The organism is Vibrio nigripulchritudo (assembly GCF_027924785.1).
In the GTDB taxonomy this organism is placed as follows: Bacteria; Pseudomonadota; Gammaproteobacteria; order Enterobacterales; family Vibrionaceae; genus Vibrio; species Vibrio nigripulchritudo.
In genome coordinates, this window is record NZ_AP027049.1 from 1,568,145 (window position 1) to 1,593,443 (window position 25,299).

24 protein-coding genes are annotated in these 25,299 nt (G+C 45.2%); 16 read left to right on the top strand and 8 right to left on the bottom strand.

Annotated elements, in window-relative coordinates; genetic code table 11:
* Positions 1–45: 45 nt before the first annotated feature.
* The 9 genes from tyrR to QMG91_RS07400 all read left to right on the top strand — a co-directional run bounded on the left by tyrR (position 46) and on the right by QMG91_RS07400 (position 8,460).
* Entirely contained in the window at positions 46–1,587 is a 1,542-nt protein-coding gene (gene tyrR, locus QMG91_RS07360; protein WP_022550914.1) for a transcriptional regulator TyrR, read from the top strand.
* Positions 1,588–1,589: 2 nt separating this feature from the next.
* Complete coding sequence (gene rimJ / locus QMG91_RS07365) at positions 1,590–2,171, top strand: ribosomal protein S5-alanine N-acetyltransferase (protein WP_022550913.1); 582 nt, start codon at positions 1,590–1,592, stop codon at positions 2,169–2,171.
* Between the two features lie 10 nt (positions 2,172–2,181).
* Positions 2,182–2,661, top strand: a complete 480-nt coding sequence (locus QMG91_RS07370) for a DUF2947 domain-containing protein (protein WP_022592989.1) — start codon at positions 2,182–2,184, stop codon at positions 2,659–2,661.
* 591 nt (positions 2,662–3,252) lie between these two features.
* Complete coding sequence (locus tag QMG91_RS07375) at positions 3,253–3,462, top strand: hypothetical protein (protein WP_004402953.1); 210 nt, start codon at positions 3,253–3,255, stop codon at positions 3,460–3,462.
* Positions 3,463–3,506: 44 nt separating this feature from the next.
* A complete protein-coding gene (locus QMG91_RS07380) occupies positions 3,507–4,673 on the top strand; it encodes a radical SAM protein (protein WP_281830001.1) in 1,167 nt (388 codons plus the stop codon).
* A 1-nt stretch (position 4,674) separates the two neighbouring features.
* Positions 4,675–5,949 (top strand): aKG-HExxH-type peptide beta-hydroxylase, encoded by a 1,275-nt coding sequence (locus QMG91_RS07385; protein WP_281830002.1) that lies wholly within the window; start codon positions 4,675–4,677, stop codon positions 5,947–5,949.
* Positions 5,950–6,055: 106 nt separating this feature from the next.
* Positions 6,056–6,292, top strand: a complete 237-nt coding sequence (locus tag QMG91_RS07390) for a hypothetical protein (RefSeq protein ID WP_004402945.1) — start codon at positions 6,056–6,058, stop codon at positions 6,290–6,292.
* Between the two features lie 191 nt (positions 6,293–6,483).
* Positions 6,484–7,698: an iron-containing alcohol dehydrogenase gene (locus tag QMG91_RS07395; RefSeq protein WP_281830003.1), complete on the top strand. Its 1,215-nt coding sequence runs from the start codon at positions 6,484–6,486 to the stop codon at positions 7,696–7,698.
* A 165-nt stretch (positions 7,699–7,863) separates the two neighbouring features.
* Positions 7,864–8,460, top strand: a complete 597-nt coding sequence (locus tag QMG91_RS07400; protein WP_281830004.1) for an NADPH-dependent FMN reductase — start codon at positions 7,864–7,866, stop codon at positions 8,458–8,460.
* A 21-nt stretch (positions 8,461–8,481) separates the two neighbouring features.
* Here QMG91_RS07400 and QMG91_RS07405 read toward each other — a convergent pair whose 3' ends face one another.
* Complete coding sequence (locus QMG91_RS07405) at positions 8,482–9,012, bottom strand: Crp/Fnr family transcriptional regulator (RefSeq protein ID WP_281830005.1); 531 nt, start codon at positions 9,010–9,012, stop codon at positions 8,482–8,484.
* A 91-nt stretch (positions 9,013–9,103) separates the two neighbouring features.
* On the opposite strand from QMG91_RS07405, the gene QMG91_RS07410 reads away from it, so the two are divergent.
* The 3 genes from QMG91_RS07410 to QMG91_RS07420 are packed head-to-tail and all read left to right on the top strand — an operon-like array spanning position 9,104 to position 10,937.
* Positions 9,104–9,832: an SDR family oxidoreductase gene (locus tag QMG91_RS07410; protein ID WP_281830006.1), complete on the top strand. Its 729-nt coding sequence runs from the start codon at positions 9,104–9,106 to the stop codon at positions 9,830–9,832.
* Positions 9,833–9,834: 2 nt separating this feature from the next.
* Positions 9,835–10,263 (top strand): DUF2141 domain-containing protein, encoded by a 429-nt coding sequence (locus QMG91_RS07415; RefSeq protein ID WP_281830007.1) that lies wholly within the window; start codon positions 9,835–9,837, stop codon positions 10,261–10,263.
* A 14-nt stretch (positions 10,264–10,277) separates the two neighbouring features.
* Positions 10,278–10,937: a TVP38/TMEM64 family protein gene (locus tag QMG91_RS07420; protein ID WP_281830008.1), complete on the top strand. Its 660-nt coding sequence runs from the start codon at positions 10,278–10,280 to the stop codon at positions 10,935–10,937.
* Positions 10,938–10,980: 43 nt separating this feature from the next.
* Here the strand turns inward: QMG91_RS07420 and QMG91_RS07425 are convergent, their stop codons facing one another.
* Positions 10,981–11,670, bottom strand: coding sequence for a DNA-3-methyladenine glycosylase I (locus QMG91_RS07425; protein WP_022550904.1), 690 nt, complete (start codon positions 11,668–11,670; stop codon positions 10,981–10,983).
* Between the two features lie 118 nt (positions 11,671–11,788).
* Between QMG91_RS07425 and QMG91_RS07430 the strand changes: the two genes are divergently transcribed.
* Positions 11,789–12,430, top strand: a complete 642-nt coding sequence (locus QMG91_RS07430; RefSeq protein WP_281830009.1) for a DUF6796 family protein — start codon at positions 11,789–11,791, stop codon at positions 12,428–12,430.
* A gap of 55 nt (positions 12,431–12,485) precedes the next feature.
* On the opposite strand, the gene QMG91_RS07435 is transcribed toward QMG91_RS07430, so the two are convergent.
* Positions 12,486–14,384, bottom strand: coding sequence for a PhoX family protein (locus QMG91_RS07435; RefSeq protein ID WP_281830010.1), 1,899 nt, complete (start codon positions 14,382–14,384; stop codon positions 12,486–12,488).
* Between the two features lie 322 nt (positions 14,385–14,706).
* On the opposite strand from QMG91_RS07435, the gene QMG91_RS07440 reads away from it, so the two are divergent.
* A complete protein-coding gene (locus tag QMG91_RS07440; protein WP_004408273.1) occupies positions 14,707–15,027 on the top strand; it encodes a heavy metal-binding domain-containing protein in 321 nt (106 codons plus the stop codon).
* 110 nt (positions 15,028–15,137) lie between these two features.
* Here the strand turns inward: QMG91_RS07440 and QMG91_RS07445 are convergent, their stop codons facing one another.
* The 4 genes from QMG91_RS07445 to QMG91_RS07460 all read right to left on the bottom strand — a co-directional run bounded on the left by QMG91_RS07445 (position 15,138) and on the right by QMG91_RS07460 (position 21,612).
* On the bottom strand, positions 15,138–16,013 hold the full coding sequence (locus QMG91_RS07445; RefSeq protein ID WP_281830011.1) for a 6-carboxytetrahydropterin synthase: 876 nt from the start codon (positions 16,011–16,013) through the stop codon (positions 15,138–15,140).
* A 149-nt stretch (positions 16,014–16,162) separates the two neighbouring features.
* Positions 16,163–18,970, bottom strand: a complete 2,808-nt coding sequence (locus tag QMG91_RS07450; RefSeq protein ID WP_281830012.1) for an Hsp70 family protein — start codon at positions 18,968–18,970, stop codon at positions 16,163–16,165.
* A 90-nt stretch (positions 18,971–19,060) separates the two neighbouring features.
* On the bottom strand, positions 19,061–20,980 hold the full coding sequence (locus tag QMG91_RS07455) for an Hsp70 family protein (RefSeq protein WP_281830013.1): 1,920 nt from the start codon (positions 20,978–20,980) through the stop codon (positions 19,061–19,063).
* Positions 20,980–21,612, bottom strand: a complete 633-nt coding sequence (locus tag QMG91_RS07460; protein ID WP_281830014.1) for a DUF2760 domain-containing protein — start codon at positions 21,610–21,612, stop codon at positions 20,980–20,982. Before QMG91_RS07460 ends, QMG91_RS07455 begins: the two co-directional genes overlap by 1 nt.
* A gap of 337 nt (positions 21,613–21,949) precedes the next feature.
* Here QMG91_RS07460 and QMG91_RS07465 point away from each other — a divergent pair, with 337 nt between their 5' ends.
* Together QMG91_RS07465 and QMG91_RS07470 are read left to right on the top strand one after the other, a co-directional pair.
* Entirely contained in the window at positions 21,950–23,497 is a 1,548-nt protein-coding gene (locus tag QMG91_RS07465) for a sensor domain-containing diguanylate cyclase (protein WP_281830015.1), read from the top strand.
* A 122-nt stretch (positions 23,498–23,619) separates the two neighbouring features.
* Positions 23,620–24,150: a 3'-5' exonuclease gene (locus QMG91_RS07470; RefSeq protein WP_281830016.1), complete on the top strand. Its 531-nt coding sequence runs from the start codon at positions 23,620–23,622 to the stop codon at positions 24,148–24,150.
* 66 nt (positions 24,151–24,216) lie between these two features.
* Here QMG91_RS07470 and QMG91_RS07475 read toward each other — a convergent pair whose 3' ends face one another.
* Positions 24,217–25,110: a bile acid:sodium symporter family protein gene (locus QMG91_RS07475; RefSeq protein ID WP_281830017.1), complete on the bottom strand. Its 894-nt coding sequence runs from the start codon at positions 25,108–25,110 to the stop codon at positions 24,217–24,219.
* Between the last annotated feature and the right edge of the window lie 189 nt (positions 25,111–25,299).

The window sequence follows — 25,299 nt, forward strand, 5'->3', positions numbered from 1 at the left end:
TCAGACTGAGTGTCAACTTTTCCTGACACCTTGATGGACTCCGAAGTGCGTTTAGAAGTTTTATGTGAAGACCGATTGGGTCTGACTCGCGAACTATTGGATATTCTCGCAACCAAAGAGATTGATTTGCGAGGAATCGAAATTGATCGACGCGGCATTATTTATCTTAACTGCCCAGAAATAGAATTTGATGATTTCCGTGATTTGATGGCGCAGATCCGCCTGATCAGCGGAGTAACAGACGTACGCAAAATCCAGTTTATGCCGAGTGAAAGGCAAAGCACCGAGTTGATGGCTTTGCTGGCAAATCTGCCTGATCCGGTACTGTCAGTCAGCCTGAAAGGCACTATCGATGTGGCAAACCATTCTGCGAGAGATCTGTTTTTCCACCAAGGTGCGGAGCTAATCGACGAGCCAATCAATCACTACATTCCCCAGTTTAATTTCGCTCGTTGGCTTGAGGAAAGCAGCGCGCGTTTTCGTGATAACGTGGTGATTAATGGGTTGGACTACACTCTGGAAGTTATGCCTGTTTATATCACAGGTGAAGCCAATGACACGGTATTGGCGAGTGCGGTTGTGACACTCAAGAACAGACAGCAGAATGTTCAAAGTGACCCGTTTCTTTCCGAAAGTAACAATCTGGGCTTTGAGCACTTTGTCGGTAGCTCAAACCGCCACAAAAACCTGATGGCTCAGGCTAAGAAGCTTGCCACCATGAGTCAGCCGCTTCTGATTGAAGGTGAAACTGGGACAGGCAAAGAGATGCTGGCCCGAGCTTGTCACAATCGTTCAGAACGTGCCAGCAACCCATTCTTGGTTCTGAGTTGTGCCTCAATGCCGGACGATGTTGCGGAAACGGAGTTGTTTGGTCACGCCCCTGGCACATTCAACAACCAAGCAGGGCACATTGGTATTTTTGAACAGGCGAATGGTGGCACCGTATTTCTTGATGAGATCGGGGAGATGAGTGCTCATCTTCAAATCAAATTCCTTCGCTTTCTTCAGGATGGCACTTTCCGCCGTGTGGGTGAAGAGAATGAAGTGCATGTTGATGTGCGAGTGATTGCCGCGACCAAACAGAAGCTGTCTGACCTGACTGAAACAGGCGTATTCCGTGAGGATTTGTATTATCGACTGAACGTACTAAGCCTTCATATCCCAGCCTTGCGAGAGCGTAACTCAGATGTTGCGACTCTTTTGGATCTCTTCGTATCGAAGTACGCTCATCAATTAGGTATGAACAAACCTTCCATTAGTGACGAAGCGCTGGAACAGCTGACTCAGTACCCATGGCCTGGAAACATTCGTCAATTGGATAACATGGTGCTTCGAGCCATGACAAGGCTGAACGGGGAAACTCTACAAACCGAAGATTTCGAATTGCCAACCATCGAGCAGTCAAACGCACTGGTTGGTGTCAATCTGGATGGCTCTCTTGATGAGATCATGAAATCTTACGAATCCCAAATTCTTCAAAGCTTGTATCAATCGTTCCCATCAAGTCGAAAATTGGCGAAAAGACTGAATGTTTCTCACACCTCTATTGCCAACAAACTGCGTGACTACGGAATTCGGAAATCGTAATTATGACTTCATACATTATGCAAGCCACCAGTGGCAACATCATGGTTCGTACTGCCGAGCCAAGTGATGCGAAAAAGATCAGTGAGTATTTTCGTCGAAATAAAGCGCACCTAAAACCGTGGGAGCCGAAGCGTGAAGAAGCCTTTTTTCGTGAAGACGGCTGGGCACAAAGGTTGATCAAACTGCACGAACTCCACCGCATGGGGCTGGCTTTTTACTTGCTTATCATAGACAAAGATACCGACGAAATGATGGGAACCGTCTCTTTTAGCAATGTCTCCCGTCATCCATTTCATGCCTGTAACGTCGGATACTCGGTGGCGGAATACCATCAAGGTAAAGGCGTGATGAAAACCGCTCTGAAACTATCGTGTGAATGGATGTTTGAAAATCAGAATTTGCACCGTATTATGGCCGCGTATATCCCGACCAATCAGCGTAGTGAAGGGGTATTGAAACATCTGGGTTTTGAACTTGAAGGGACGGCAAAAGACTATCTGCTTATTGATGGTAAGTGGCGAGACCACAACCTGACTTCACTGATCAACCCGAATTGGCGAGATACGCCAGATTACTCGTTATAAAAGGAAACACATGTCCTATCTGTCTTTGGATGAATATCAACGCAAATGGATTTTCACCCATCAGTCGATGCCAGTTCCGGAAGAAGAACTGGAACAAATAAAGCCAATGACGCAAGCTCGTTCGGCGCAACTGTGGAAAGAAAACATCAGTGCCCAAAGCCCTGATGCAGAGCGCCTGAGCTCTCAAGACTGGCCTATGAAGACCAGTAACTGGTTACATGAAGTAGACTGGATGCAGGATTGGGATTCGGAAATTGAAGATTTGCCCGCTGAAATTCTGGAACATGTTGATTGGCAAGACGACGTAACAGTGTACTTTTGCTACGAAAAGTACAACATTATTGAAACCAAATGGGCATTCTTTAAAAAGTATTGGAAGAACTTTTTGTTCTATGATGACGGACCTATTTTGATTGGCCGACGTCGTAATGAAGCCTTGTGGTTTAGTGACAGCGGGAGTGTCAAAGTCGGTTACCGTAACAAGTCGTAGTACAAAAAATTTCGAGAATTGAATTCAAATCGAGAGTTCTCAAAATCAAGACAAGCCACTTAATAGATAAGTGGCTTTTTAATTGGTCTTTAGAATAAATAGCCTTACCAATATTTCTTTTCTAACTTAGTGTATTTTTCAAAATTCCAAATGTATGTGAGCTAAGGGATAAATTTGTAATCGATTTCACAGAGATCTGGATGAATTAAATGTTTTAAACTTTCTTATGTGACTAAGCATATGAAATAAATGGCTATATATTTTAATTTTATAAAAACAAAATGCAGTCTCAAGGATGTGACATGCATAAATAATAAAATTAAGTAATGCTAATAGTCGGGTAATGTCAGTTGTCTGTTTTATATATCCAAGCTATCTCTGTCGCATGAATACCAATATAAGCATGAAATACGTTCAGGCTTCAGGTGGCTTACTGATTTTTGTTTTTAGGAGTTTGTTTGTAAAAAATATTGAAATCATAGTGTTGCCTTATGAGGTCAGGTTAATAGCCTGATGCAATGAGGTAATTTGGGTGTGGGCTATTACCCAGTTGATGAATTAAAAACGATGCAAATTAAATGGAGAATTAAGATGCCAATCGAAAAATTTGAATCAATTGGAAAACTAGAAATCAGTCCTAAAGCTTTTCGAAATCTAGACATGAAAATTAAATCAAATGTCGGGGATATCGAAAGGGAAGTTGCGAAAGCAAGAATCATGGAGTCGGCTTTAAAAGAGCTCAAAGGCAAGGAAGGGTTTGATCCCGCCGCCTTAAGCATATCCTTCGGTCTACGTTGGTAAAGGAGTTAAGCCACAGATCTATTTTCTGTGGCTTAATTTTCAACATGACTTTTGAAAGTTGCATAGTAAAGCTTACGTCTTTCTGCAATTTAAATTGCACATATTGCTATATGTTTAATTTAGAAGACGAAAGCTATAAATATAACGACAGGAACATGTCTGAATGGACAATATTCCAACTTCTTGATCGTTTGGCTGAATATATTGATAAACAAGCGCTTTCCCACTTCGATATTACGCTTCATGGTGGTGAACCAACTTTATGGCCAGTAAAACGATTTGAATCCGTCTTTTCCGTTATTTCAAATAACGATATATTGCGAAAAACCGTTACTCTTGGTGTTCAAACTAACCTCTATAAAATGCCTTCCGATTCTCTGTTGGACATGTTTTTAGAAAACAATGTCGCGGTCAGCCTGAGCCTGGATGGACCAAAATCTGTGAATGATGCTTACCGAATTACGTCGTCCGGTAAGGGGTCTTATCAATCCATTCACCAAAACCTGAAAACACTGCTTAATGGAAAGTACCAGCCCCTGGTAAAAGGTATTTTAAGTGTCGCTCAAACTTCACTTAAGCCAGAAGATTATTTCCAGTGGGTGAAGTCGTTACCGTTAAAAAGCGTAGACGTTTTGTTCCCAATTCATTATCACTATGGTCATAAACCCTGGGATGAAGAGGGACGAACGGAGGCAGCGTACGCAGAGGATCCAACAATAGGAAAATGGTACGCCGAACTGTTTGATTGCTGGTGGTTTAACGACGACCCGAACATAAAGATTCGCTTGTTTAACCACGTTATTGCTCTGATTTTGGGGGGCAAACAACACGTAGATGCTTTGGTGAACGACACGTTGAACATGTTTGTGGTGAGTTCAAGTGGAGACATTGAATACCCGGATTATTATCGAGTAGGCAGCAACGGCAACGCAAAAACACAATACAACGTCTTTGAACATACACTCTCGGAACTGCATTTTGACTCCGGGTTTCGAAATCTATCCAGTCTTAGAAAGTCTATTCCTGATGAATGTCACGCCTGTGAGCATCACGACTTATGTGGAGGAGGCTTTCTGGCCGGAAGAAACGGTCCAGATGGGATGGTACTCAACCGACGATCGGTATTGTGTTACGACGAAATGTTTCTGTTTCATCACATCAAGCAGAGAATATTTCCAGCTCTGGAAATGGACCCTGCTCACGGAGCCTAACATGAGTGCGATTAACAACTCGGATACCAGCCCTACGCAAGTACTTCTTAATTTGCTGGATAACACATCTGAGCAGGATGCAGAAAAATTAAGATATTTTTCCTGTTCATTGCAGGCGCAGCTGTTCAAACATGCCAGTGGCATACTCCTGATGCGAGAAGATTTATTGGAATGGCATCAGGACATTCAGGAATCTGTCAGCACTTTAAGCTCGTGCCCCAGTCATATCAGTCAGAAACTCTACTCTTCCCCTTTGTTTCGATCTTGGCTGAATCAGCTTGTTACCAGCTTGCTTGAAGAGCATCAGGAGAACCAGCTCAGGGCATTGCTTGGATTGTGGAATAACATGACTTATCTGTCTGAGGATACTGCCATCAAGCGAGTAGCCATTGTCTCCGGGTATTTGGTTACCTGGGATGTTGGATTACTGTTCGAATTGAGAGGAGAAGAAACGCAACGAAACTGCGACTGCGCTTTGCGATACGACCGTGAAGAAGGGCTGTGTGTGGTTTCGGTAAGCTTACCTATCGAACAGATTGAGCAGCGTCGGTTAGAAGGATCTTCGATTATTGTCTCCAATGCCAACCCATTGCTCAGAATGAAATTGGACGAAAGGCAAGTGCCACAGCGCAGCGGGACGACTTATTACGATCAGATAGACGAATCTTCGATAAACTTTCCTCCAGACTTTAGCCACGATACCTATGAGTCACCTTATCTGTTGATCAAAAAGTATTGCCCCGACATTGCGAATGATATCGATGAATACGTGTCTGTGATTGTACCAAGAGGGGAACCAACAGGCTGGACGATACATGGCTACACCATTTCTTCTTATCAGGGAGCGTGCTGGATGACGGATCACGGTCTGCTCAAAAGCGTCGAAACCATGGTACACGAAATGAGCCATATTAAGCTTCGCTATCTAGAAGAACTGATCCCCATCTTTAAACCGGACGACAAGAACTTACGGTTTTCGGTCCCGTGGCGTTCAGATGAAAGACCTTTGGTTGGGATATTTGAAGGGGTATACGTTCATGTTATGAGCGCCAAGGCTTTATGCACCATCAGCCAGCGTCACTGGACGGATCATGCTTTCGCGGAAGGTGCAGGTAAACGGGCATTGGAAATGGTTAAAGATGTTCGGTATGGCTTAGAGATATTACTGGAACATTCTGATGTCACCGATGTGGGGGAAGTGTTCTATGAGTGGATTGCTCAACAGTGTGCGGACATTGATTTGAGTCTAAGCCAGTCTAAGTGTTATCAGGCATAAACAGGAGCTTGAGTATTTTTACTGTATAAAAATACAGTTTTCTCTTGACCCCGATTGTTCATTCTCTATACTGTATGTGTATACAGTTTTTATAGGAGGGCTGAGTATGTTGTGGGAAACAATGGAAAGGGTGAACAAATTACGTCAGCAGGCATTGGCTGATCCCGAATTTATCAAAGCTGCGAAAGAGCATGAGAAAGCGCTGAGATCGATGGAAAAAGAAGAATTGGAAATTCGTCGCAGACGCTACAAAGCTGAGAACCAGAACAAAGGTCCTAAGCTGCTTTCAGATATTTATCGGCAATCGGAATTCGGTTCAAACCCGACTGGTGAGCAACACTGATTTTAAGACTGGCATCTGCCAGTCTTTTTTATGTCTGTTATCTAACACAGAGTGTTCATTTTCATATTTTGGATTGTTTTTTCACTGCTGAACCGAATTGTAATCTTCATCTCGAAATTGTGGTTTCTGCCTAGAGATAAATCGTTGTATTGCCTAGACTTGTTTTAAAAGGTTTCAACTTAGGCAATACCATGCAATCCCAGTTACTCTTAATTCTGCACAAAGCTTACATCAAAGCTCTAAAAGTGGCGGCGGCTGTGGTTCCTATTCCCAAACCGACTCTGTTTATGGGGAAGGACTCGTTAAAGCAGCTTTGTCACTCTGTATCTCTGCTCGGAGTGAAAAAGGTGCTGATTGTAACGGACGAAGGAATCAGTGCGTCTGGGCTACTAGAAAAGCTGGAAGCTGAGCTGGTGCGTGCGGGTGTTGAAAGCTTTGTGTTTAAAGACGTCACTCCAGATCCCACTTATGATCAGGTTGAGAAAGGACTGGAGCATTATCAACGAGAGCGTTGCCAGGGCATTCTTGCGTTAGGGGGAGGTTCTCCTATCGATTGTGGAAAAGTTATTGCAGCGCGAGTAACTAACAAGAAGTCCATTAAACGCCTTACTGGTCTGTTTAAGGTTTGGCGCGCAACGGCACCACTTTTTGTTATGCCGACGACTTCAGGCACAGGTTCTGAAGTGACGATCGCCGCAGTCGTTTCTGATCCTGTATCCCATCAGAAGACCCCAATAATGGACCCTAAGCTGGTCCCGACATTAGTGGCATTGGATCCCGCATTTTCAATGGGATTACCACCACATATCACGGCGCACACAGGTATGGATGCACTCACTCATGCCGTTGAGGCTTACCTGTCTGTGAATGCGACTGCAGAAACCGACGCTTACGCCAAAGCTGCGATTACTCTGATTCACGATAACCTTGAAAAAGCGGTGATATACGGTCAAAACAGTGCTGTGCGTCAGAATATGTCTCTGGCTTCTTACTATGCCGGTTTGGCTTTTACAAAAGCGAGTCTTGGTTATGTGCATGCCATATCTCATACGATCGGAGCCAGATATGGCACACCGCATGGTCTGGCGAATGCCGTGATTCTTCCACATGTCCTTGAGTTCTCTAAGCCAGCAGTGGTCAACAGGCTTGCGGATTTGGCTGATCTGATTCATGTGAGTGAAACCAAAACCACTGAAAGTATGAGAGCACAAAAATTCATTCAGTACGTTCGTGATTTACAGGTAAGTTTGAATATTCCAGCTAATATTGATGCCTTACTGGAAGAGCACATTCCTGACATAGCAAAAATGGCACTGCATGAGGCGCAATGGAACTATCCGGTGCCCAAACAGATGAATCAGGAACAGTGCGAAGTCTTGATTGGAAAAATCCTTCCCAGCGCTTAAACGTTCATTTCTTTGTCTAACAGTACTCATTTGCCTCAATGTGAAGTATCTTCAAGAAAAGATACTTGAACTATCCGTTCTTATCCGGTAGCGTAATTATATCTTTCTGGAAAGATACTTAATGAAGATAAACTCAACATAGATAATAACGTTCTGGAGGTCACCATGAAAATTGCCATTATTGCAGGTAGTCAGCGCGCAAATTCTCAAAGCCTGAAAGTAGGGCAGTACTTAGAGAAGCTAAGTAAAGCTCACGGATTTGATGAATCAAAAGTATATGATTTGGCTGAGGTTAACTTGCCATTCTGGAATGAAGGCGTTTGGGAAGGCACAGAAGAGTGGACTCCGTGGAACAACATTGCTGAAGAGCTGAAAAAAGCCGATGCCTTTGTTTTCATCACACCAGAATGGCACGGAATGGCAACCCCAGCTTTGAAAAACTTTTTAATGCTAAGTACGGCAAACGAGCTGGGACATAAGCCCGCATTGCTTTCCAGCGTGACGGTAAGCATTAACGGTGTATACCCGATTACGGAACTAAGGCTGACTGGCAGTAAAAACAATCACGTATGCTTTTTGCCTGACCATCTTATTTTCAGAAACAGTCAGGATCTTTTGGACAGCGATAACAACTGCACCGATGAAGACTTTGAGCGTCGGGCACAGTACACCATGTCTTTGTTAGCGGCTTACGCTAAAGCACTGGCACCTATTCATCGCGATATGGTAGAAGCGGGCAAAGAATTTGTATATGGCATGTAGCTGGTGCAATAACACCAATTTCTAATGACCTAATACCCGCTGCTTAATTCGACTCAGACCGACTGGCGTCACCCCCAAATATCTGGCGATGTCGTTCTGGGTCACCCTCTCAATCAAATCTGGAGCCGATTCGAGCAGATTTTCGTAACGCTCTTGCGCAGAAAGACATAGAAGGTCTCGCTCTCGCTGTTCTTTTTTCATCGCAAACTTGAGTAGAATTTCAATCACATTTTGTGAAAGCTCTATGTCGTTTTGGGTTTGCTGGTGCAATGTCTGAAAATCGAACTTCGTCAGCTTGCATGGAGTCAGCGTAATCAGGCTAAAGGTGTTTTGCAGCCTGGCGTAGGCGGCAGACATACTACCAATTACATCTCCTTCGATTAAAAACGACTTCACCGATTCCTTCCCCTCGGCAGTAACATAATAGGCTTTCAACATGCCTTCCTGAATGATGTACATGCTGCCGTCGTAGTCACCTTGTCTGAACAGGTGTTCTCCGTCTTCTTTATTTACTTCTGTTCCGTACTTTTCTACAAACTCAAAAAAATTCATCGCTTTTAACCCGGGTTAACGCTGACCCTATCCAAACGCTCTAAAGTCCTTTTCAGAAAGACTAACTTAATAACCTGAAAGGGAGAAGTTCATGGAGCTAACGAATAAAAAAATAGTGATTACAGGGGGAACCTCTGGTATTGGGCTAGACGTTGTTAAGTCACTTGCAACCCGCAATGAGGTGATCGTTATTGGGCGAAATTCCGCAAAGCTGTCCCAGATTGAAACAAGCCTTAACGTAAAAACCTATCAGGCTGAGTTGTCTGACATTACTTCAGTTGAATGGGTTGCCAGCGCAATATCAAGTGAGCATCCGACCATTGATGTGTTGATCAACAATGCTGCCGTTCAGTTTACCCCTAGCTTCATTAGCTCAGATTTTCGTTACGAAGATATCCAGAAAGAGATCACCACAAACTTTACTTCCATATGCTGCCTGACGTCGCTGCTACTGCCTTCGTTGATGTCATCCGCTTCAGCTGTGGTTCTCAATGTTAACTCCGGCTTAGGGTTAATGCCTAAAACGACGTCTGCGGTTTACTGTGCGACAAAAAGCGCACTCAATTCATTTTCGCAATCGCTCCGGTATCAGTTAGAAGGCACTAACGTAAAAGTGCTTCAGGCGTTAATGCCTTTAGTGGAAACCAAAATGACTGATGGGCGAGGGAGCGGAAAACTCACCTCGGAAGACGCTGCCCAAAGGCTGATTAGTGGAATCGAAAGACAGATCGAAGATAACGATATAGGCAAAGTGAAAATGTTGCGTTGGTTAATGCGTTTATCACCCAAAGCCGCAGCCAATCTTATGAAGAGAGCGTAAAGATGAACAAGAAAACCGTAGCAATAGGAGTCGGGATCATGAGTGCCATATTTGAAGCGAATAGTGTAGAGATTGAAGTGACGGGTATCGAAACCAGCCGGGGAGGTAATGTCATCGTGTTTATCTTTGGAAAGCAGGGGTTCCCGAAAAAACATGAACAGGCTTTACAAAGGCAAGTCAAAACCGAGCTTAAGCCAACCATGACTTTTGAGTTCGAGATCCCTCAGCAAGAAATCGCCATCAAGGTGCTGCACGACGAAGACCAGAACGGAAAGGTCACTAAAAACTGGACAGGCATTTACCCCGCTGAAGGGCTTGGATTTTCAAAGGAACAGAAAGTCACGTTAACAGGTGCTCCGGTTTATCGAAAATCCCGTTTAGAGAGAGAAGAGTTCATCTCTGGCGTTTCAATTCAAGTTGTTTATCCATAACAGGAGAGTAAAAAATGAAAGCACTCATTCGAATCATGCTTGTTGTGGCGTTAGCGTTTGCCTCTACCTTCATTATTTTAAAAGTCGCTGGAGTTTTGAGTGTCGAGCAGATCGAAGGTTGGTTAACCTATGCTCAGTCGCTATCTCCTATTTACGTAGGCGGCACAACCGTATTGTTATTGTTCGCCGATCTGTTTGTTGCCATGCCGACATTGACGATCACCATATTGTCGGGTTTTTTCCTCGGGCAATGGTATGGCGCTGTTGCTGCGATATTGGGAATGATGCTTGCGGGGACAATCGGCTATTTACTTGGCAATCGCTTTGGCGACCGGTTACTGAATGTTCTGGTCAAAGATACGGAACAAATAGAGGAGGCAAAATCGGCGTTTCAAAAACATGGATTTGTCATGATCTTACTTTCGCGTGCCGTACCGATTCTGCCAGAAGTAACCGCTTGTCTGGCGGGCATGACAGGAATGAAGTTCTCTCGCTTTATTGTCGCCTGGTCTATCAGCACAATTCCTTACTGCTTGATAGCAGTGTATTCAGGCTCTATCAGTTCTCTTGATGATCCAAAACCAGCCATCATTACCGCAGTGCTTATGACGTCTGGTCTGTGGCTGGGCTGGTATATGTTCAGGCGCTTCAAATTGAAACGCTCAGTAATTTAATCTGAGCTTGGGTTGCTTGGCGTCAGCGATTAGTCAACTCGTTCTAACTAACGCGATTGTCACCGCAACTGTAGGCGATGATCTGGCTGATTTCAGACAGGCTTCGACCGCTTTCCTGTTGCCATTCTGCAAAAGCTTTATTTGTTGCTTTCAATGAAGACTTGGTGTTCTTCCCACCTGTGATGATGCCGTTACTTCGCAGGTGAGATTCCACATCTGAAGACAGAATAAAGGTGTCGACTCCGAGACGACGTAGCGCATAAGGTCCTGTGTTGCCACCCAGTCTTTTGCCATGCTTCTTTAAGTATTCCCAAAGCTCAGTGACCCGATCACTTTCCCAATTCGCTACCATGTTGGCAAACGAACCGTGCTCGATGCTGGCTTCGTAGATCATCTGAGCGTTGGCAGGAATGGTCATTACTTTCGCTAAGTGGCGAATAATTCTGGGATCCTGAGCTTTTTCTTCCCAAACCTCATCTGAAAGCATTAATAGTGGTTCGATTCGAAACTGGAAAAAGATCTCTTCAAAATTCGGCCATTTCTTTCTAACCACTTCCCACGAAATCCCGCTCTGAAAGACCTTTTGAGTAAACTCAGCAAGAAACCGATCATTTGGGATTTTTGCTACTTCTTTTTTATCCAGCGGTCTGGAAATCAGACTTTCCAGATTACCTTCTCCTCCTTTGCGTTCAGCAGCGCGTTGGTAAATGCTTTGAAACTTCTCGCGAGGCATACATTAATCCTTATAAATCAAAGAGGTTTATACCAGTTAGCCGATTGTAAAACTTATTTACAGATGAGAATCATTATCATTAAATTGGCGAACTACTCTGCTATTAAAAGGGAAAAAAATGAAAGGATCAACGTATCTTCTGCTAGGAATGATGGGGGCTGTTCTCATGTATGTTGGTGATATGCTTCTGTATTTTACAGCCGAGCCCCTTGCAGATTCTCCTGTAGCGATTCTCCTCGTCATGACGGAAGTCAGTGATGTGCGGTTATTCTGGGGTGGCTTCGTCGGTCCGGTCGCTGCTTTCTTGTATCTATTTGGGTTTATTGGTGTCTTCCTGAAATTGGATGCGGGCAAAATGCGTAATGCTGTATTCGCGATTTTTGGGTTAGCCATTGTTATTGGTGGGGCTTACCACAGCCAGTTCACTCATATTGGGGTTGTTGGAAAGCTGAGCGAGGAAGCACTTCTTCGTAGCTGGGATATCAGTGTTATTTATCTGTTTGTCATATTTGGGATGTTTGCTTTAGCATCACTGCTGTTTAGCTATATGGTTCTGCGCAGGCAAAGCTTACTTTCTCGGAAAGTCGTATTTTTCTCTCCACTTCCAATGATGCTTCTTGGCTCCGTTCTGATGGATGTCATGGTGCAGCCGTTCTCAATTATTATTGGGGGAGGCTGGTATAACATTATGATGTTTATCTTCTTTATTGCAGTATGGAAGGGAAACAAACAATACGTTGCTGAACAAGCCACTGCTTGAGGATATAAAAAACAAAGCCCTGCAATGCAGGGCTTTTACTGTTAGGAGGGTAGGATTACGCCCCAATCACACCGCCATCTTTTCGGGTGATAGCAATAACCGATGAACGTGGAATACTGTCTCCGCCATCTGGGAAGTGAGAAGGTGCAAGATCTTCACCGGGGTGCTGAACACCAACAAACATGGTTTTGTAGTCGGGTGTAAAGGTAAGCCCTGTTATCTCACAGGCAATCGGACCGGTTAGGAAACGGCGAATTTCGCCAGTTTCTGTGTCGCCACACAACATCTGGTTGTTGCCCATCCCTGCAAAGTCTCCTTTATTGGAGTATTTGCCATCGGTCTGAATCCAAAGCCTGCCTGCTAAGTCAAAGCCTATGCCATCTGGGCTGTTAAACATATTGTCTTTGTTGATGTTGTCTGATCCTGCCATCAAACCAGACTCATGCACTTCAGGGTTGCCCGCCAGAACATAAATGTCCCAGTCGAAGGTGTTTGCAGTGTGATCCCCATTTGTCGGACGCCAGCGAACAATATGACCGTATGGGTTTTTCACGCGAGGGTTTGCTACGTTGACGGGCTGGTTTTCGCGAACACCACGGTATTTGTTGTTTGTTAATGTGCAGAAAACGGATTTCTGATCAGCATGAACCGCGACCCATTCAGGGCGGTCCATGGTGGTGCCACCCACCTGAGTTGCCGCCATTCGAGCGAAGATCATCACAGATGCGGCATCGGGAAAGCCGTTCTCTGGTGTCAGACCATTTTTGCCCCAGGTCAGCTCAAGCCATTGACCCTTTCCACCCAGTTCGCCTTCTTTACCGTCAAACTTGGCAACGTACAAAGTACCTTCTTCTAGCAGATCTCGGTTAGAGTCCGCACCCGGTTTGTATTTGTTTTTAGAGACAAATTTGTACAGGTGCTCGCCACGTTCATCGTCACCTAAGTAGACCACTACGTGACCATCGTCATTCACGGTCAATGCTGCGTTTTCATGCTTAAAGCGACCTAATGCGCTGCGTTTTTTCGGTGTGGAATTAGGGTTCATTGGATCGATTTCTACTACCCAGCCAAAGCGGTGCGGTTCATTCGGGTGCTTACCCAGATCGAAACGCTCGTCATGTTTAAACCAGTCGTATCCCCAGTCTTTGTCTTTCAAGCCATAACGCTTGTAGGTACTGCCCAGCTTGGTCTCTACACTTGATGCAAAGTAACCATTAAAGTTCTCTTCACAAGTCAGGTAGGTGCCCCATGGTGTTTGCCCGTTCGCACAGTTGTTAAATGTTCCGAGAATCTTCTTACCCGATTTATCGGCTGCGGTTTTTAGAAGATCATGTCCTGCGGCAGGTCCGGTCATCTCCATTTCAGTAAAAGCGGTAATCCGGCGGTTTAGTCGACCTTCAATATTGATCTGCCATTTGCCGTTTTTTTTGACCAGTTCGACAATCGAAACTCCGTGAGCCGCTTGCGCTTTGCGCGCGTCATCAGCAGAAATGTTTTTGCCCTGATGTTCATATAGGTATTCGTTGTTGGTGTACTCGTTGTTTACAGCAAGCACGGCGCGTGTGTCTGATAGCGGGAAAAACGTCATGCCATCGTTGTTATCGCCAAACTGCATTTCCTGAGCTTTTGAATTGGCTTTCTGGCTGAACGCTGGTGCATTCTTGAAGATAGGGTCTCCCCAAGAAACCAGTACATCCGCCTGATAGCCTTGAGGCACTTCAATGGTGTCTGCGGTTGAAATGGTAATCGCATTGAAGCTCATTTTGTAAGAGGGAGCAGATGCGGCTTTAGCTACCGCCTGGCTCAGTGGTGTAGCGGCAAAGAATCCCACCGTACCAGCGGCTCCTGTCGCCTTTAAAAATCGACGGCGTGACAGGGCGGCTTCTATGAAATTATTGAATTCCGGTTCTTTATCCAGAGTGCGTTGATCGTGATGTTGGGTAAACTTGCTCACTTTGCTTTCCTTCTTAGTGTCTTCATCGCCAGTTCATCCTTATGTGTTTTAATTGCGGATGTTTCTGGAACTGAGGTTCAGTTTGAAAAGCTAGCGTGTCAGATTCTTTACATTTTTCTGATGCTATTGTGTAACCTGTTATTTTTGTGATGTTATAACAAACGTGAGCTATTGATTAAACTGTTGGGGTTTTGGTTTCTACTATCTTATTGAAATAAATAATGATAAATTCGTGAAAGAGTAGTTACCGTTTCTTTTCTATCTTTTAGAACAACATTTTTACTGTCTCGAATGAGGCAGATTCAGAGAAGGAGAGTAACCTATGATTTTTACTACGACAGAAACCATACCGGGTAAAGAAATTCAGGAAGTGGTTGGTGTTGTGACGGGGAACGTTGTTCAGTCTAAACACATTGGTCGAGATATTATGGCTGGCTTGAAAGGCATCGTTGGTGGAGAGCTGAAAGGTTACACTGAAATGCTATCGGAATCCCGAGATACGGCGATTGAACGATTAGTCCAGCAAGCTCGAGATCTCAACGCCGATGCGATAGTAGGCATTCGATTTACCACCAGTTCCATTATGGATGGGTCATCAGAAATTCTGGTATTTGGTACAGCGGTTAAGATCAAACCTGAATAACTAAATCTGAGCAAATTCATCAGAACAAATATCATTAAAAAGCCAGCGCCTAATGCGCTGGCTTTGTCGTTTCAAAAGGAATTGAAGTGAAATACTAAGGCCATCAGGCCCTAAAAAACTTTAGCGCCTTTTCCTACACCTTCATAAGCTACAACGCTTAGTGAATCTTCTGAGTTCAGCGTCTTCTTTACTTCTTTCTGTATAAATTGAGCCAGCAACTCAACCGTGGTATCGGTATCGATGATTTCCGTCACTTCCTTCGAAATGATCAATTCATAGTCGCCCTGGCTGGTGGAGTACATAAACGCGTAGTGAGAATCGTCACTCACTAGGTTTTCTTGAGCAATGAAATCCAAAGACGCGATGCTTACTTTATCTTCTTGCGAGCCCAGATAAATGTCTTTCCAGCGTTCACAGAAGTCTTCCTCTCGCTTGGAGTCTCTCTCATCATTCACGTATATTTCCAGAGTAGATCGGTGCCCGTGTGCAATTCGCTGGCAGTTACCATCGTGCTTTTTCAATCCGTGAGTATAGTGATAGTAATGCTCTTTGATGTCTTCGTGACGTAAAGTGATATCGATATCGCTTACATTGTTCGGCAAATACTGCTTCAAAACCTGATAGATGTGAGCGGTCAGCGCGCGGTTATCGATTTCCGATGTTTCGATAAAGCAGTAAGCGCTGTTCGGGCAGTTCAGGTGAAGTGTTTGTTCACCACGTAAAAAGCCCAGTTTGGTGTAACCCGGTCGGGTCTCAGAATATTCAATGTTTGGGTTTGATGCAGGCACGATCAGTTTGTGATCGACATGTTCATCAATGAGTTCCTTGATGATTTTCTTCACTTTCCCGAAATCTAAAATCATGCTCATTTCATTTAGATCACCAGTCAGTGATACGTCGACAATCCAACTGTCTCCGACCATACCGCGTTTTTCACATAGGTAAGACGAATCAATGACGGTCAGATTCTTAACAAATAGGTTCAAGGATTACCTCACGAATTAGGGAGTGATTTTCAGTGTGCGTATAATACTGAAATTCGCCGCAAGGAACATCACTTCTTACACGATATTCTTTGTAACAGGTTATTCTTTGTAAAAAGATGACTGCGGCGAATTTAGTACAACTAATCGGGCTATTTTGAAACCAAAGTCAAACCACTTGGCAAGGCGTCACCAAACACACGTTTCGATTCGCTTTGCGACAACTCTTTCACTTCTTCCACTAGAGACACCCACGAATCAGGCACTTTACTCTGCTTGAGTTTTTCCAGTACCTGTTCACGGTAATCATCGGAAACATCAAATAAGCGGTCACCGGTTTTACGACACATCATGACGACTGCAAATGGGATCATTGGTTCCTTATGCCAGTCCAAATCCAGCAATTTAGGTAGCCATTGCTCGACCTGTTCGCGAGGCACAACATTGTGCTGACTGCCATACAAAGGCGTACGGGAAGCGAGCCTTCCCAACGCCCACCAGTGCGCCTGTTCGAACTGGGTATGATTGATGGCTTTGCTCAAATACCAAGTGGATAGCAGTACTTTGTCTTCTACATCGAGGTTTTCGAGAGAAGCAGAAAGGCGCACCATGGACTCGTACCCCATGTCTTGCGCGGCTCTCGCCGACTGAGGGTTTTTCATTGCTCCCGGATGCAGATATTTAGCAATGTCGGCCAGGATCGTTTCCTGTTGTTCTTGATTGAGCCCTCCAGCGACGCGACGCCAGAAAACCCACCAGTCTGTCCAGCCTTGGTGGTTTTTAAACTGAATCCCTTGCTGATAGAGGCTCCAAATCTGCTCGACTCGCCATGAATCGGTGGCATCACCAAAGCCCGGTCTTAAGGTAAAGCCTGCTAATCGAAGCCAGTTTTTCTCATGTTGTTCAGAGCGTCTTCGGCGTTTCCGACCTTGTGAAAAAGCATCGAAAAGTTGGCGAAGAGTAGGGAAGTCCCATTCCTCGCGCTTGCCTAATTTCTTTTCCAGATCTTTAGGCAGTGTTTTGATCTCTTTCGAGTCGGCACTTTTCTTGTTTGCGCTGTATATCCGAGTGATCAGTTCTTTACATTCATTCAACCTAGGGTTGAGCTTGGCTTCTTCTTGTTCTTCCGCTTGCTGATTTCGAACTTCAAATTCCAGTTCCCAACGCTTACTTTCATCTTCCGTACTGACGCACTCCATTTTCAAAGTGCCGACTTCGGTAAGCTGACAGGCAAGCTGGACTTCAACTCGCTCTTTTTGGTTAGCATGCAGCTCTGCGCCATCGCCTTCGAGAGTCGAGATGTAAGGGGGCAATGGTTTGAATAAATCTGGGTCGATTTCTGCCATGACACCGTTTTGAATGGCGGTGTTGTTGCCAAGTGAGTCTTGGGTAGATGTAAGCAAATTGAAACGAACGGGCTCACCCAGTGTGAGGGAAAAGCGTCGACCACTTAGGCGAATCTCGTGACCTTCTTCTGTGCCTTTTGCGAGCAAGCAGAGCGCCTTGCCCATTTTGTTTTTCTCTTGCAGATGCAAGAAGTAAGAACGTGCAGCACCGCCACCAATTTTAAGTTGCGCCCCTCGGCGGGCTTTACCGAAAGCTACCGCGCCCAATGCGACTGACCAGTCAGGGTGAGGGTTATCCAATACGGTGACTGGCGAGCCTTTCCAGTTTTCTAAAAGCTGCGTGATGCGTTCCGTTACCAGCTCACTATTGAAAACACCCCCATTAAGCAAGAGCCCAACAGGAATGGCTGGTTGATCTTTGTCTTCGCTATTTAATGCTGCGTGAGATACTTGCTGATGTTGAGTTAGAAACTCCGCCACATGTTTGCTGACGGCAGGGTCGGCTACGTAGGGCAGACCAAATTCGACAACCGCACTTCGTCTTTTATCAGGCGTTTGCGAAAAATCAGAAAGCGGGAAAAAGCCATCTAAGGCGATCTGATGAACTTCTTGTTTGCTCAACTGAACACTTTTGGTGCCGCCCAGTAGTTTAGAACCACTGCCCAGCATGGTGATTTTGACGTCTTCTGGCGCATCGGCTGAAAGCAGGTTCTCTTTGGCTTTTCGGGTTTGCTGAATCAGCTTTGTGAGGCTTGCGGCATTCAGTTTTTTAGTCTGATTAAAGCGTTGCTCAGCTAAGTGTGCGAGCGCCAAATCGAGATTGTCACCGCCCAGCATGAGGTGTTCACCCACGCCAATTCGGTCCAGTGAAAGCTCGTCGGATTCAAACTTCGCTTCAATCAAACTCAAATCGGTTGTACCGCCACCCACATCACACACCAAGATCAGCGGGAGGTGTTTGAGTTCTTCTGAAGCTGTCTTTTGATGACGAGCGTACCAGTCATAGCAGACAGCTTGTGGCTCTTCCAATAGAACAATTTTTTTAAGACCCGCCAATTCAGCGGCTTCGAGCGTCAGCTTGCGCGCGGTTTCGTCGAACGAAGCAGGAACCGTGACTACCACATCCTGATCTTCCAGTTTGTTACCCGGATTTCGGTGGTTCCAAGACTGACGAATGTGATTCAGGTAGCTTGCACTCGCAATCAGTGGCGAGACTTTCTCAACATCGGATGCACCTGCCCATGGCAGTATTTCCGAGCGGCGATCAACCGCTTGGTGCGACAGCCAGCTCTTGGCACTTGATACCTGTCGACCTTCTACTTTTGCCCCAAGTTCACGAGCCCATTCACCCACTATGGTATTGGGTACGTCACCTTCTACAGGTTGAGGTTCCCATGGCAATGTGAGATCGGAAAGGGCTATTTGTCCTTCGGCTGGATGATAACGAAAAGAGGGGAGTAGCGGTTTGCGAACCACTTCGCCCGGACCAATAAGCTGGTCGATGTCGAATAGGTTGACTTCGGATTGTTCTAGGTTGTCGGTGATTTCACAGAATGCGACGACGGTATTGGTCGTTCCTAAATCTATCCCGACGAGGAAACGAGGAGATGCCATATAACAAAACCTTCCGTTGATTGATTACTCAGGCGTCTGAGTGAATAACGGCATCCTTCTGGATGCCGTCTATCTAACATTATTATTCGTTTATTCTGATGAATTGCCGTCTTCACGGACATCGAATTCAACATGCCATTTTTGACCATTGTCGGCAGCAATGGCTTCTAGGTAGAGCGTGCCCAGTTCTGTTACACGAGAAGCAAGGGTAACTGGCACCACTTCGCCTTCACGTCGACCTTCTGAAACGGGCAATGTCACCTGAATTTCAGGCAGTTCTTCCAGTTCTTCTGGTGCCCAGTGATCAAGGTGTGTACCCGCTTCATCTTCACGGCGAACGGTAGAGCCAAAGAACTGGAAGTTCACGGGCTGACCGATGATCAAACCAAACTCCTGACTTGGAACCTGTACGCTTGAACCTTCTTCCATACCAAAAGGTGCGACACACAAAGCTTCCATTGGAGGCGCCATACCCGGAATCGCTGGCATAGCACTTTCGATACCCACATAGTAGCTCGAAGCGATACCGCCGCGAATTCGAACGCCTTGCCCGCGACGTACCGCGCCGTAGTAGGACGCCCCACTCGCAACGGCTAGATCCAAATCGACGCCAGTCAAACGTTTCGCGTAATCCGCATCGGCTTCAATCAGCCATTCATTGATGGTTTCTTCCAGTCGTTCTGCCAGCAATTCTGATTTTAAAACGCCGCCGTTAAACAGGATAACAGTGGGTTTGATAAAGTCAGCTGACGGTGTCTGTTCGCCACCTGGCATGCCCGGCATATTGGCAAATGGGTTAAATTCCTGAGCGGGTTCAGAGCTACCTTCTTTAAGTGCATTCGCCTGCTTTGAAAGGAAAGCCGCAATATGACGAGTAATGCCAGCATCTTGTGCGTAAGGCAGACCCATTTGGGTCAGAGCACCACGGGTTTTCTGAACTGGGTGATCAGTAATAGCCACTTTCGGGAAGAAGCCATCCACCAGAGTCTGCTGTACTTCTTCTTGAGTCAGTTCTGTCTTTAATGTTGCGCCAAGCAGCTTTGAACCACGGCTTGGCACCACAATCGGAACTGATTGCAGTTCAGAGTCGTTCAATAGGGCTTCTTTGGCATCACGACAGGCGTGTGTCATCGCCTGAACTTGCCAAGGTTGAAGATCTTTCCCTTCCTGAGCAAGTTTCATTTTTAAGCGGTAAGCCAACGCTAGATCCATGTTGTCACCGCCAAGTAGAATATGCTCGCCAACGGCAACACGGTTAAGTGTTAGGTTGCCATCTTCTTCAGTCACTTCGACTAAAGATAAGTCAGTAGTACCACCGCCCACATCGACAACCAGTACCACATCGCCAACGTTCACTTCATCACGCCACGCGTCGTTGCTGTTGTCGATCCAGTTGTATAGCGCCGCTTGAGGCTCTTCCAGCAAAGTCAGGTGAACAAAGCCAACGTTACGAGCCGCTTCTGCTGTTAAGTCACGAGCGGCAGGGTCAAACGAAGCAGGAACGGTAATTGTTACTTCTTGATCGGCAAGGGGGTGATTTGGGTTGGCATGATTCCAAGCGTCTTTCAGATGCTCCAGATAAAGTTCTGTCGCGCGAAGTGGAGACGCTTTTTCGACTTCTTCTGGGCTGCCTGCTGGCAAGAAAGCATCACGACGGTTTACACCACCGTGGCACAACCAGGATTTTGCGCTTCCGATTAATCGAATTGGGGTTTTAGAACCGAGATTACGTGCAATAGCACCCACTAAGGCTTTTGGTTCAGATGACCAAGGCAACACGCGAGATGAAGAGTTCATCTCATGTTCGTGTGGCTGGTACAAGAAAGAACCCAATTGGTTACGGTTTTCAACTGTGCCCGGAGCGGTAAGCTGAGGAATAGGCATTACCTGAACGCGTGCGTCTTCATCTAGTGTATTGACATAAGACAGAACACAGTGCGTGGTGCCTAGGTCGATGCCAACACTGAATGTCGGTTGTTCGTTGTTAACTGGCTGAGATTGGTGTTCCATTATAGCTCTACCTCTGCTGGAGCAATAATAGAAGCATCGTAGTTCTCTGCCAGTTTAGGCAAGTTCATGGAATCAGCTTTCCAGCCTTTGTGTACCAGTGTGCCATTGAATGGCGCATTACCAGTTACGTTGCCGATCAGGCGAACTTCTTGAGGGTTGAAACCTTCTTCAACTGAGATGCGTGTTTCTTCGTCTTCGCTACGAACGTGAGAAAGTGTCACGTAATCGTTAAGCACTTTTTGGCCGCCAGTATGAATTACACGAGCCGCAGCGCCCACTTCTTCATCAGAGAACGATGTCAGGTCTTCTTTCAGGAAGTCTATCAAGCGCGCTTCTTGCTGCATGATAGAAAGTAACTGCATAGCAGAATCAGTAGAAGCAGTGGCAAGTTTAGATTCAACCTCGACGACTTTCTCAATAACTTTTTCGACTTCGACGACTTTCTCGACTTCGACGATTTTCTCAACCGGTTTTTCTACTTCAACGATCTTCTCGACAGGTTTTTCAACCACCTTCTCAATAACTTTAGACTTACGACCAACGGCAATAAGGAGAAGAAGAACACTGGATGCTGCTAAGCCTGTGTGCAGCATGTCGAAAGTTTGGGGAACTAAATTGATGTCAAAGTTCATAATGAAATTCTCTATATAAACGATAGGCATTCCAGCAATAGATACAGTGTGAAACTTTTGTCACCGAAATGCAGAGATATAGCGGAAAAATTGGGTCGAACTGTAACATATTCAAGGGTGCGGGCAGGAAGAAATATGGCATAAATGCCCGAAAAAAAACGCAGTAGCTGAATTTTTGCGCTATGTAATAACTTGTTACATCTCAAAATGGGCTGGCAGAGCGCTAATCTATTTTCGATACTTCATTCTGTATATGTGTGTGATAGGATAATTGTTGCTTAGCGAACGATCAGTAGCGCAGGGTTGAGCAATGTAGAAACAGGCTTGCGAGGCGTTTATGCCATTGAGTACACAGAGACAACAAAAACCGAAAAAGAGTGCTTTGCCCTGGCTGACGTTGGGGGTCATTCTCTTTGTGACTTTATTCTTCGTTTACCTTGCTGCCATAAGCCAACAAAATCATACCTTCCGAATTTTTGACAATTTAGCCGAGCGCCAAAGCCAGATGCTTAAGGTTTTGGTCGAAAAAGACATCGACTTCATTGGTGCTGCCGCGAACTTCTTTCACTCTGTTGAACCTGAAAACTGGGGACAATTTCCCATATTTGCGGAGGAGGTGATCCAGGATTCTTCAAGCTTGATTGGTTTTCAGTGGATGCCGAAAGTTTCGAAAGAGAATCTTGAAGAACATATGGCTAAGGTCAGAAAGCAATATCCCGATTTCCAGCTCCACACGATTCCGAAAGATCAGCCCAAACAATTTGGTTTTATTCTCCCTGAAGGTGAGGATGCCTACATCGTTTCCGACATTTATCCCAGAAGCCCACGTAACACCAAATTGATTGGCTTTTACTCGTCCAGAGATCGTTTTCGCCTGATTCTGGAAGACATCACCAAAACGGGTGATTCCAATATTTCAGATAAGATTCGTCTCTTACAGGGTGGAGAAGACAGAGGGCTGGAAAAAACGGGAATGCTGGTTTATCACCCGGTTTTTTCTCATCAGGATGACAGCCTTCTAGGGGTTATGGTTGGTGTCGTCCGTACCACCCGATATTTTGAAAACCTGATGTTAAGAACCGCAGCCGAGCAGGAATTGGTTATTCAGGTAAAAGATATTGGGTTTGACGCGGAAGACGATCCGATTTTGTTCTCAAGTACCGGTTGGTCTGAGACCGAAGGGTTAAAAATTCGCAAAACCATTAGCCTGCAAAATCGCGAGTGGATTTTGAAGTTTCGTTTACTGGCACCAATGACGGCTAATGATAAATGGACGTTAGCGAGCATTGCCCTATGTGGTTTGGTGGTTGGGTTATTGGCTGCTTTCGTGGTGAACATGATTTCAAAAGAGAAATATCGACTGGCGCAAAAAGTGGATGAGCAAACCCGCGAACTGCGTTATCTGGTCGAACACGATACGCTCACAGGAATCTACAATCGCCGCGCTTTCAATTCTCTGTTCGCAACCATGCTGGAAAAAGAAGAACCTTTCAGCTTAGTGGGTTTTGATATTGATAAATTTAAAGTCATCAATGATCGTTATGGGCATGCTGCTGGTGACAAAGCCCTTCAACACGTTGCCAGTATTATCAGTGAAGAGCTGAATGAAGGTGATTTCTTTGCCCGAGTAGGAGGTGATGAGTTTTGTATTCTTACCTACGATACCAACTCCAGTATTCTTTCCGCTTACTTAAACCGGCTGATTCGCAAAGTGGCGTCGTCTCCGGTCGAATGTTCACCTCATCAGATTGATATTACGTTGAGTGTTGGAGCAAAACCTAGAACTGACGAAAATGGTGAAGAACTGATGAAAGCCGTCGACGGTTTGATGTACGACAGTAAACAAGCTGGGCGGAATTGTGTCTCTGTTTCTGAAGTCGCATGATCTGATGTTACTTGATGGAACTATAAGCATAAGGCTCTCATCCTTGGCTCTGAACCTAGCATTTTAAAGCGACTTAAGTATAAAATGCCGCCCCTGACGTTTTGCAACCTTTAAGGCTAAGAATGAACCACAACCGCGTTGTCTGCTTTGATTTAGAAATGTGCTGCTGGAACACTGATGGCGTTGGCACAACAGGCGAGATCATTGAAGTGGGGCTGGCGGAAATAGACCTTCAGAAAGGTGAGGTGGTCAAACGCGCACAATATTACGTTAAGCCAGAACAAGATGAGATCTCACTTTTCTGTAGTGAGTTGACGGGAATCACCCCGCGCAAAATCGAAAAGCAGGGTCGCCCGCTTGCGGATGTAATTCAGTCGATGGTGAAAAACTTTGGCGGAGCCAACAAAATTTACGCATCCTGGGGGCGTGACGATCTTATTCTGAAAGCAGAATGTGAATCTAAAGGTATTGATTTACCTTTTAAAGAATTTATCAATCTTGCAACTCTATACCGGGTTCAGAATCGTCTTAAAGACAAGCGTATCGGTCATAAAGCAGCGCAGGAAGAGAAAGGCATAGAGTGGGAAGGAAGGCAGCATTCTGGCTTTGTCGATGCCTACAATTTAGCCAAGCTTGCGTTGGTTATGCTTTAAGAAAAAGAAATGCAAAGAGGCGCTTGATGCGCCTCTTTTTGATCTTAAGGGTACTTGAGTATATAGCTAGGAAGTCGCCATAGAGGGTGTTCTCATACGTCCGTACAAGATCAACGTAATAGCAGGGATATTCATTAGTAATCCATACATAAGAGGAACGGTTGCCAGGGATGGCGATTGCAAAAGTGCCAACGCAATGAACATCCCCGTTCCTGCATTCTGCACGCTGGTTTCAATCATTAATGTAAGCTGGCTCGAATCTTCTAACTTAGCTTGATTGCTAACCCAGTAAGACACCAGCATCGCTATAACACTCAAGCTCAAGCACATTGCTGCAACCAACCATCCAGAATCGAAGAGCTTGTTCCAATTGACCGCTGTGAGTGACAAGACCATCAACAGAAACAATATGGTTGAGGCTTTGCTTATTCGTTTTTCGTTTCTCTGTGCCCATTTCGGGAACTTGGCTCTTAGTGTCATCGCGATAACAACCGGAATTACGGTGACCACGATCAGTTGCATCAGCGTTTTAGCGACGGGTAAAGAGAGTGGTGTATCCTGACTGTCATTGAGAAGGGTTAATTGAAACGCGAGTGTGACAGGCAAGATAAATGGAGTCAGTAAACTGACGATTGCAGTCATGCTAATGGAAAGTGCGCCATTGCCTCCGGCTAGATGTGAGATGACGTTAGATGTCGCGCCGCCTGGGCAGGCAGCAAGAATGATCAATCCACTCGCGACAATGAGCGGAACCGAAACAAACATCCCGAATAGCCAGATTAATAGCCAAGCCAGCAATGGCAAGACCAAAAGTTGCAATCCAACTCCTAATCCAAATGCCTTCGGGTGCTTAATCACTCGTGTAAAGTCTTTGACTGTCAGGCTAATTCCCATAGCAAACATCATTAAAGCCAAACAAACTGGCAACGCGACCTGCGATACCCACTGCGCCAAATCCATAGTTTTTATACCTTTTTTAAAGGGTGAGTTTACTCGTTTAAGTTATCTTACGAGTTTTTAATAGGATTTTTATTATGTGAAGAAGTTTTTGAGATCGATTCTGCGTCAAACGAATTGTTTTGATATTTAATTGTTTGCTAACTAATTGTAATAAAAGAAAATTTAAAATAATTGAATATTTTTATCAAT